This window comes from Streptomyces sp. NPDC054840 (assembly GCF_053611065.1).
This window is the reverse complement of record NZ_JBSGZP010000255.1, coordinates 1-9516: the sequence shown is the minus strand read 5'-3', so window position 1 is coordinate 9516 and position 9516 is coordinate 1. Positions and strand designations below refer to the sequence as shown.

The following is a 9516-nucleotide window of genomic DNA, read 5'->3' as shown; positions in this document are numbered from 1 at the left end:
GAGACGGCGGCGACCACGCGGGTGACGAGGTCGAGAGCCCGGTCCCGGGCGAGCGCGTCGCCGTCGGGGGACCCGAGGGACCAGGCGACGCCGGCGCTGGTGGTGGCGATGGCCGGGGCGCCGGCGGCCTCGACGATGCGGGCGCTTGCCACGTCCCAGGCGTTGGCGAGGGCGAGCGGGGCGGCGGGGGTGTGCAGGGCAGCGAACGCCCTGGCGCGGGCGGCGAGATCAACATGGTCGGTCATGGGGTCAGTTCATCAGACCGGGCGCGTCCGGGCTCGCGGAATTCCGACATGGAGGTGGGGATCGGGGCGCGGGTGCGGTGCGGCCTCCCAGTCCTGTGGCCGGGAAGGGTTGCCGGGTTGCGGCGTCCGGTGCCATGGGGTCTCCCCAGGCCCGCAGGGCCGAGGGGAAGCGTCCCAAGGCGGAGGGCCGCGGCTCGTACCGGAGGTACGTGCGCGGTCCGACAAGGCGGCGAGGTGCCGTGCCGGGCGTCGTGACCGGTGAACCTTTCCGGTCACAGCGTCAGATGTCAGCGCCGCAGAGGGGGATCACGGCGGAGCGGCCCCGCAGGGGATCCCCGGGGGCCGACGGACCCACCGCGGCCCAGCAGGCGGCGGCCGTCGGCTCCACGGACAGGCCGCGGCGGGCCAGGTCCCGCCGGGCCTCGCGCAGCCGGTCGTCCGGGACGGTCAGGACGGTGCCGCCGGACTTGCGGACCGCCGCCAGGATCTGGCGGGCGCGCGGCGGCGCCGGGATCGCGATCCCCTCGGCCAGGGTCGGCCGCTGTTCCACCGGAGCGGCTTCTTCCGCGCCCGCCGTGAACGCCTGCGCGAGCGGTGCCACCGCCTCCGCCTGGACCGCGATCAGAGCCGGCGGCCTGACCCCGCGCCGGGCCAGTTCCTCCACGGCCAGGGCGGCCCCGAGCAGCAGGGTGCCGTTGCCCACGGGGACCACCAGGGTCTCCGGGAGCCGGCCGCCCAGCTCCTCCCACACCTCGTACACGTACGTCTTGGTCCCGTGCAGGAAGTACGGGTTGAACACGTGGCTCGCGTAGAAGACCCCGGGCGCGTCCGCCGCCGCCCGGGCGGCCTGCGCGGCGGCCTCGCGGCCGCCGGGGACCACCCGGACGGCAGCGCCGTGCGCCCGGATCCGTGCCGTCTTCTTCTCCGACGTGCCCTCGGGGACGAAGACTTCGCAGTTCAGTCCGGCGCGTGCGCAGTACGCGGCCACCGACCTGCCGGCGTTGCCGCTGCTGTCCGCCACGACCCGCTGCGGTGCGAGCCGCCGGGCGAGCTCCACGAGCATCACCGCGCCCCGGTCCTTGAAGGACAGCGTGGGCATCAGGAAGTCGAGTTTGGCGTGGATCCGCTCCGCCAGCGGAATCAGCGGAGTGTGCCCCTCGGCCAGCGACACGGAGAACGCCCCGGGCAGCGGCAACACGGAGCCGTACCGCCACAGCGAGTTCGGTCCCGCGGCCGGTTCCAGCGCCGCGGCCGGGTCCGGCGTGTAATCGAGGTCCCAGGGTCCGCCACAGACCGGGCACGCCCACGGGGCGGTCCGGACGTCCGCGCGGGTGCCGTCCTCGGAACAGATGTAGCCGGGGAGTGCGTGCATGTGTGGAACACCTTTGCTCGGTCATGGCCGGTGTACAGCACGGATGTTAGTCGTCAGTGATCATCGGCGGGGTCCCCTCACGCACCGCGGCGCGGGAGCCGCGGGCGCCGACCGGGCCGTGCGCAACGGCGGGGGTGACCGCCCCGCCGGGCACCTGGGCTGCGTACTATTTCGCGCATTCGTTCGCGCCCTCTGCGGCGCGGCGCCCGCGATGCCGCCCTGCGATGGAGTCCGCCCCCGTGAGCACCCCGCCGAGCCCCCCTCCCGGACCGGGCCCCTCCTGGCCCCCGCCGCCCCCGCACCAGGGCTGGGGTCCGCCGCCCGGTCAGGTCCAGCAGCCGCCGGCGCTCAACGGCTTCGCACTCGCCTCGCTGCTGTCCGGGCTGCTGTGCCTGCCGCCGCTCGGCATGGCCTTCGGCATCGCGGCCCTCGTACAGATCACGAAGCGGGGCGACCGGGGCAAGGTCCTGGCGATCGTGGGCCTGGTGGTGTCCGTGGTGATGACCGGCGCGCTGGTGTTCACCGCCGAGCGGGTGCTGAGCTCCGTCGACGACCGGTTGGAGTCCTTGCGCCGGTACTCCGACGTCGAGGGCGAGCTCACGGACCTCGACGACCTGCGGGCGGGTGACTGCTTCAACGTTCCGGGCGGGGACCTGATCGACGAGCGGCCCGCGGCGTACCGGATCGACTGCGCACGGGTGCATCACGGTGAGGTCACCGCCTCCAAGGTGCTGGATGTGCCGGACGATCCCGAGTCCCGCGCGGCCGACCGCGCGTCCGAGGACACGTGCTGGAAGGCTCAGGACGAGTACGCGATGGACACGTGGGCGCTTCCCGAGTACGCGGAGATGTTCTACTACGCGCCCTCGCGCGAGTCCTTGCGCCAGGGGGACCGGGCGCTGCTCTGCGTGATCGGTACGACCGACGAGGAGTGGCGGGGCAGTCTGCGCCAGGACGCCGCGATGCTGAGGCCCGACCAGTCGGCCTTCCTGCGGGCCGCCAACTCCGTCGAGTTCGTCATGAGCCGGCCTCCCGAGAGTGATGTGGAGGACGTGCTGCCGGAGTACCAGGCGTGGGCGCGAGAGGTGTACGCGGTGCTGGGCGCCGAGGCGAAGCTCCTCCAGGGGGAAACGGCCCGGCCGGGGATGGGGAAGGCCGTACCGGCGCAGCTGAGGGAGATCGAGGCGGCGCGCGCGCAGTGGCAGCGCGCCTCGCAGGCCAGGACGCCGGAGGACTTCAACGAGAAGTGGGAACGGGCGCGGGCGGCGATGTCCTTGGAGACGGAGCGGGCTCTGCGCGGTGCGTACGGGCTTTCGACGACGGTTCCGCAGTGGCTGCAGGACAGCGAGGGCGACCTGGAGGACCGGGATGGCGGGCCCGGCGGGGGGCCCTCGTCCGAGTCGGCATGACGTCGGGAGGACGTCGCCATGACCTCGCCATGACGGCGGTGGGGTAACGCAGGGTAACGGGTTTGAGTGACCTGGCTTCATCACTTCGAGTGAAACTCTGGCCCTTGCTTGCGGTCTTCAACCGTCGGTTGCCAGGGTGTAGCTGTCTGTCAACCCGATGGGAGTGGCCCGTGACTTTCGGTGAGCAGCCGGCCTATCTGCGCGTGGCCGGGGATCTGCGACGGAAGATCGTCGACGGTTCTCTGCCCCCGCACGCCCGGCTTCCCTCTCAGGCACGTATCCGCGAGGAGTACGGGGTCTCCGACACCGTGGCCCTGGAGGCGCGCAAGGTCCTCATGGCGGAGGGGCTGGTCGAGGGCCGGTCCGGGTCCGGCACGTACGTACGGGAACAGCCGGTCCCGCGGCGGGTCGCACGCGCCGGCTACCGCACGGGCGGCGCCTCGACGCCGTTCCGGCAGGAGCAGGCCGACGTCGGCGCGCGCGGCACCTGGGAGTCGAGCAGCGAGCAGGCGGCCGCGCCCGCCGAGATCGCGAAGCGGCTCGGCATCGAGCCGGGCGAGCGCGTGATGCGGACGCGGTACGTCTTCCGCGACGCGGGGGAGGCGATGATGCTCTCCACCTCCTGGGAGCCGCTGGCCGTGACCGGCCGGACCCCCGTCATGCTGCCCGAGGAAGGGCCGCTGGGCGGCTCCGGCGTGGTCGACCGGATGGCCGCGATCGACGTAGTCGTGGACAACGTGGTCGAGGAGGTCGGCGCCCGGCCCGGACTGGCGGAGGAGATCCTGCTCCTCGGCGGGGTGCCGGGGCACGTGGTGCTGGTGATCGGGCGCACCTACTACGCCTCCGGCCGGGCCGTGGAGACCGCCGACGTGGTGGTCCCGGCGGACCGCTACCGCCTGGCGTACCACCTCCCGGTGAGATAGCCGCTCCTCCGCGAGACCAACCCCCGGGCCGCGCCCGGGGGTTCACGCGCGCCTCACCGGACGTCGGCGACCCGGCGGATTTCGGCGCGATGGGGAGCGCCCGCACCTCCCCGCCCCGGGCGTCCCCGGACCGTTCGGTCCGTATGCCGGGACCCCCTTCCCCCGCACCGCGGCCGCGATCACTCCGGACATCCCGCCACTTCCCCCGCGCCACCTGCGCGGATGCCCGCCGCCCGGTGGCGCGGCGGTCCCGCCCCGGCCGCCGGTGCGCCCCGTTCGAACCGGCGCGCACGGCCCACTCGTACGCATGGCCGGATGCGTACGCCTGTGAGGTACCTCTTCGTGAAAAACCGTATCCGCTCCGTAAAGGTCGGGCGTAAGCTCAGGCATATGCGCAATGCGGTTTCCCGGACAGGTACGTACGTCGGCGGAGGGTGAAACGCAATGAACGACAGCGGTGCCCTGCTTCCGTGGCTGGTCATACGCGAGGACGACAACGGCAACCGCTACCGGGTGGGCCGGTACGCCACCCGGGCCGAGGCCCAGAAGGTCGCCGACAGCCTTGAGGACCGAGGGCACAAGCAGCTCTACTGGGTCGAGCGGATCGGTCGGACCGCCACGATGAACTGAGCGTCGCAGCGCCCGGCGACGCTGACATAGGCTCCGCCCATGACGGTACGAGTGGTCGTGGGCGGAGCCCTTTGTCATGAGGGGCGCCTGCTGGCCGCCCGCCGCAGCGCACCGCCCGAGCTCGCCGGACGCTGGGAGCTGCCGGGCGGGAAGGCCGAACCGGGTGAGTCCGTCCCCGATGCGCTGGTGCGCGAACTGCGCGAGGAGCTCGGCGTGGAGGCCGAGCCGCTGGAGCGGATCCCGGGGGAGTGGCCGCTGCGGCCCGGGCTCGTCCTGCACGTGTGGACCGCCCGGCTGCTCTCCGGGGTGCCCGCCCCGCTGGAGGACCACGACGAGCTGCGCTGGCTCGGGCCGGAGGAGCTGGAGTCGGTGGACTGGCTGGACCAGGACCGGCCCGCGGTCGCCGAGGCCGGCCGCAGGCTGAGCCGGGACGGCGGCGGGGGCGCGTGACGCTCGCGGGGTAGGCCGTCTGCGCCACAGTGCGCCGGTGGTGGGGGATCGAGTGGTACGACGCCCTGAATATCGGGTATGTCGCTATTAATCCCTATCTCGTCCCCTTTTCGTCCCCGACGAACCGGACTGGGGTCGCTGCTGGCCCGGGAAGTGATCGGCGTGATCGACACAGACGGTGAGTGCGCCGAGTGGGCCTTCCCCGCCGAGCCCGGTGCCGTCCGCACCGCCCGCCACGCCGTCCGCGGAACCTTGCACGACTGGGGCCTGGAAGTCGTCGGCGATGTGACCGTCCTGCTGGTCAGTGAGCTCGTCACCAATTCCCTGCGGTACGCCTCAGGCCCCATCGGAGTCCGCCTGGAACGGCGCAATCCAGCCGTCGACAGCCCTGCGGGCGGCCCCGCGCTGCTGGTGGAGGTTTCCGATCCGCTTCCGGATCCGCCCCGCGAGCGGGTGGCGGACCACGACGACGAGGGAGGTCGCGGCCTGCACCTGGTCGCCGTCTCCTCGCGGCGCTGGGGAACCCGGCACGGGAAATCGGGCAAGACTGTGTGGTTCGAGTTGGCTCTTCCTGGTGAGTAACAAGGTGAACGATGGCGTGTGACCTTTGTGTAACGCCTCCTGGCGACAGCCGGGAGAGGGACTCGGAGGAGATCGCGCGACATGGCTCGAAATCATCGAGACCGTGCTGTGATCGTGAACGCCGTGCCGTCCGGGGCCGTGGTGCTGAATACTTCGGTCATGGCCGGTCCGGTTGCGGTGAGCTGGAGGGGACGGTCGCGTGAGCGAAATACCTGCGCAGGCACATCAGACCGACGTGCCGCGAGAGACATGGCACGACGCCCTGTGGCACAGCAGTCCGCCTGGCTCGATATATGACTACATAAAGGTTGCCTCCTTCTCGATCGGGCCCGACGGGCTCATCGATCAGTGGAGCCTGCGCGCCGAGGAACTGTTCGGGCTGAGCGCCTCCCAGGCCGTGGGACGCGACCCGGTCGACGCCTTCATGCCGCCCGAGCTGCGCCCCGACGCGCACCGCAGGGTCGCCGAGATCCTCGACGGCAAGGAATGGACGGGCCTGATCCCCTTCCGGATCCCGGGCGGCAACGGCGCGCACGGCGTGGCCGAGATCTATGTGATGCCCACCCAGACCGAGACCGCCGAGCGGGCCGCGCTGTGTGTCGTCGTCGACGTACGCGCGCTGCGCCGGATCGAATCCGATCTGGCGGCCTCACAGGCGATATTCGGCCAATCTCCTTTCGGCTTTCTGCTCTTCGGCACGGACCTCACCGTGCAGCGGGCCAACCGCCGGTTCGCCACCGTCTTCGGGGGCGCCGCCGAGGAGCACCGCGGCCGGACCGTGCACGACTACCTGCCCGCGCACGAGGCCGACCGGATGGCCGAAGCCCTGCGCCGGGTCCTGGACACCGGGGACTCGGTCACCGACCTGCGGATCACCGGTGCCGCCCCCGGCAGCCGGGAGAACCGCCACTGGTCCATCAACCTCTACCGCGTCCACGGCGGCAGCGGCCGCCCCATCGGTGTCGCCGGGATCGGCACCGACGTCACCCGCCGCCACCTCGCCGCCCGCGAGGCCGCCGGGGTCCGGCGTAACCTGGCCCTACTCAACGAGGCCGGGCACCGCATCGGGAACTCCCTCGACCTGGAGACCACCGCCCGCGAGCTCCTCGACGTCACCGTGCCCGGCTTCTGCGACCTGGCCGCCGTCGACCTCTACCAGGGCCTGCTGCTCGGCGACGACGACCGGCCCGCCCGGCCGCAGGGCCCGGGCGTGCCCAGCCTGCCCGGCCAGGGCCCGGCGCGGACGCCCTCGGCCGCCCTGCGCCGGGTGGCCTTCGCGTCCGCCGTCTCGGACGCCCCGCTGTCGGGTCCGGGCGCCCTGGTCTCCGTCGGCGACATCCACCGCTACCCGGCCGCGTCGCCGGGCGCGATGGCCCTGCGTACGGCGCGGACGCGGCTGATCGAGGGCGGCGGACCGGAGGACCTCGTCCAGTCCACGCTGGTCGTGCCGATGGTCGCCCACGACACGGTCGTCGGGCTCGCGCAGTTCTCCCGTACCAAGGGCAGCGAGCCGTTCGGCGAACGGGACCGGGCGGTGGCCGTGGAACTGGCCGCGCGGGCCGCCGTGTGCATCGACAACGCACGGCTCTACCGGCGCGAGCACGAGCGGGCGCTCATCCTGCAGCGCAGCCTGCTGCCCCCCGGCGACCCGGAGGCGGCCGGCCTGGACATCGCCTGCCGGTACCTGCCGGGCAACGCGGCCACCGAGGTCGGCGGCGACTGGTTCGACGTCATCGAGCTTCCCGGCCACCGCACCGCGCTGGTCGTCGGGGACGTCATGGGCCGCGGTCTGCGGGCCGCCGTCGCCATGGGAGAGCTGCGGACCGCCGTACGGACCCTCGCCTTGCTGGACCTCGAACCGGCGGAGGTACTGACCGCGCTCGACGAGATCGCCCGCGGCCTCGGCGCCCCCGGCGGCTCCCAGCAGGCCTCGCGCGCGGCCCTGCACTCGCGGGACGCGGACCGCTCCGAGGTGTACCTCGCCACCTGCGTCTACGCGGTCTACGACCCGGTGACGCGGCGTTGCACCATCGCCAACGCGGGCCACATGCCGCCCGTGCTGGTCGAACCCCCGGACGAGGCCGGAGTCCCGCGGCCCGCACTGCTCCTGGAGGTGCCGCCCGGGATGCCGCTGGGGGTGGGCGGCGAACCCTTCGAGGAGGTCGAGGTCGACCTGCCGGAGGGCGCACTGCTGGCCCTCTACACGGACGGGCTCGTGGAATCCCGCGACCATCCCCTGGAGGAGGGGCTGCGGGGACTGCGCGCGGCCCTCGCGGATCCGGTCCGGCCGCTGGAGGACGTCTGCGACCACGTGCTGAACACCCTCGACACCCGGCACGGCGAGGACGACATCGCCCTGCTCATGGCACGGGTGCAGGGCCTGCCGGTGGACGCGGTCGGCGACTGGCAACTGCCGCGCGAGGCCCGCTCCGTGGGCCGGGCCCGGGAACTGGCCCGGGCCAAGCTCCCGGCCTGGGGCCTGGAGGGCCTGCTGGACACGACCGAACTCCTGGTCAGCGAACTGGTCACCAACGCCCTGCGCTACGGGGAGGGCGAGATCCGGCTGCGGCTGCTGCTGGACCGCACGCTGGTCTGCGAGGTCTGGGACGCGAATCTGGTCCAGCCCCGCCGTCGGCGCGCCCGCGACACCGACGAGGGCGGCCGCGGCCTCCAGTTGGTCGGCCTGCTGTCGGCGGGCTGGGGCACGCGCCGCACCCACCGGGGCAAGACGGTCTGGTTCGAACTCCCGCTGCCCGGCGCGGCGGCGGAGGCCGTCGCCGAACTGTCGGCGGAGCAGCTGCTGAGCATGTACGGCTGAGCGCCCGCCCGCCGGGGCAGGGGCCGATGACGCGTGGCGGCCCCCTCCCCGGTCGGGCTGCGGGGTGATGACGCCCCGCACGACTCTCTCGAAGGGCTGCTGCCACGCGGCCGGGGCCTGGGCGGCCGTCGCCCGGGCCTTCGGCGGCCTCAGGCGGCCTTGCGGGATTTGAGGGTGGCGAGGCGGGCCTCGATCTCCGAGGTCTTGCCGAGGTCGTCCAGGGCCTCGAACTGGGCGTCCAGGGAGGACGCGGCGAGCTCCTGCCGGCCCAGCGCCCTCGCCTCCTCCCGCCGCACCTTGTCCTCGAAGCGCGCCAGGTCGCTCGTCGGGTCCATGACGTCGATGCTCTTCACCGCGTCCATCATCGTGTTCTGCGCCTGGGCCGTCTTCGCCCGCGCCACCAGCTCATCACGCTTCGCCTGCAGCTCCGTCAGCTTGTTCCGCATCGTGTCCAGGCCGGACTTGAGCCTGGCGACGACCTCCGTCTGGGCGGCGATCGTCGGTTCCGCGGTCTTCGCCTCCTTCTCGGACCGGATCTGCCGGCCCAGCGCCACCTTCGCGAGGTTGTCGAACGTGTCGGCGTCCCCCGTGGCCCCCGACGCCCGCAGCTCGTCCGCCTTCTCGCTCGCCGCGAGGGCCTTGCCGCCCCACTCGGCGGCCGCCTCCACGTCCTCCGTGTGGTCCGCCTCCAGCATCCGCAGGTTGCCGATGGTCGTCGCGACCGCCTGTTCCGCCTCCGAGATGTTGTTCGTGTAGTCCCGGATCAGCTGGTCCAGCATCTTCTGCGGGTCCTCCGCCTGGTCCAGCAACGCGTTGATGTTGGCCTTGGCGAGCTGGGTGACGCGGCCGAGGACGGTCTGCTTGCTCATGAGGGGTCTCTCCTGGTCAGGGCCGATGGGTGTGCAGTTTCAGAAGCGGCCGCCGCCGCCCATGCGGCCGCGGGTTCCGCCGCCGCCGAAAGAGCCGGGACCGCTGCCGCCCCCGCCTCCGAAGCCCCCGCCCCCGCCGCCTCCGAAACCGCCTCCGAAGCCCCCGCCGCCCCGCAGGATCTCGCCGAGGATGATCCCGCCCAGTACGGCGCCGCCCC

At 72.9% G+C, this 9516-nt stretch carries 9 protein-coding genes; 6 read left to right on the top strand and 3 right to left on the bottom strand.

Going from position 1 to position 9516, the window contains the following annotated elements; translation table 11 throughout:
• Together ACWGIU_RS19370 and ACWGIU_RS19365 are read right to left on the bottom strand one after the other, a co-directional pair.
• Positions 1-245, bottom strand: a 245-nt coding sequence (locus ACWGIU_RS19370) for an isocitrate lyase/phosphoenolpyruvate mutase family protein (protein ID WP_453707380.1), incomplete at its 3' end; no start/stop codon positions are given.
• Between the two features lie 280 nt (positions 246-525).
• On the bottom strand, positions 526-1617 hold the full coding sequence (locus ACWGIU_RS19365; protein ID WP_453707378.1) for a threonine synthase: 1092 nt from the start codon (positions 1615-1617) through the stop codon (positions 526-528).
• Positions 1618-1856: 239 nt separating this feature from the next.
• Here ACWGIU_RS19365 and ACWGIU_RS19360 point away from each other — a divergent pair, with 239 nt between their 5' ends.
• The 6 genes from ACWGIU_RS19360 to ACWGIU_RS19335 all read left to right on the top strand — a co-directional run bounded on the left by ACWGIU_RS19360 (position 1857) and on the right by ACWGIU_RS19335 (position 8429).
• Positions 1857-3026 carry a DUF4190 domain-containing protein gene (locus ACWGIU_RS19360; protein ID WP_453707376.1) on the top strand — a complete coding sequence of 390 codons (1170 nt, stop codon included), beginning with the start codon at positions 1857-1859 and terminating at the stop codon, positions 3024-3026.
• Positions 3027-3196: 170 nt separating this feature from the next.
• Entirely contained in the window at positions 3197-3949 is a 753-nt protein-coding gene (locus ACWGIU_RS19355) for a GntR family transcriptional regulator (RefSeq protein WP_328961829.1), read from the top strand.
• A 444-nt stretch (positions 3950-4393) separates the two neighbouring features.
• The gene (locus tag ACWGIU_RS19350) at positions 4394-4579 is read left to right on the top strand and encodes an SPOR domain-containing protein (RefSeq protein ID WP_030764821.1); all 186 of its coding nucleotides are present in this window, start codon (positions 4394-4396) and stop codon (positions 4577-4579) included.
• A gap of 39 nt (positions 4580-4618) precedes the next feature.
• Positions 4619-5029, top strand: coding sequence for a (deoxy)nucleoside triphosphate pyrophosphohydrolase (locus ACWGIU_RS19345; protein ID WP_453707374.1), 411 nt, complete (start codon positions 4619-4621; stop codon positions 5027-5029).
• Positions 5030-5182: 153 nt separating this feature from the next.
• Complete coding sequence (locus ACWGIU_RS19340; protein WP_453707372.1) at positions 5183-5611, top strand: ATP-binding protein; 429 nt, start codon at positions 5183-5185, stop codon at positions 5609-5611.
• A gap of 208 nt (positions 5612-5819) precedes the next feature.
• Positions 5820-8429 (top strand): SpoIIE family protein phosphatase, encoded by a 2610-nt coding sequence (locus ACWGIU_RS19335; RefSeq protein ID WP_453707382.1) that lies wholly within the window; start codon positions 5820-5822, stop codon positions 8427-8429.
• 149 nt (positions 8430-8578) lie between these two features.
• Here the strand turns inward: ACWGIU_RS19335 and ACWGIU_RS19330 are convergent, their stop codons facing one another.
• Positions 8579-9298, bottom strand: a complete 720-nt coding sequence (locus ACWGIU_RS19330; protein ID WP_453707370.1) for a PspA/IM30 family protein — start codon at positions 9296-9298, stop codon at positions 8579-8581.
• Positions 9299-9516: the final 218 nt, after the last annotated feature.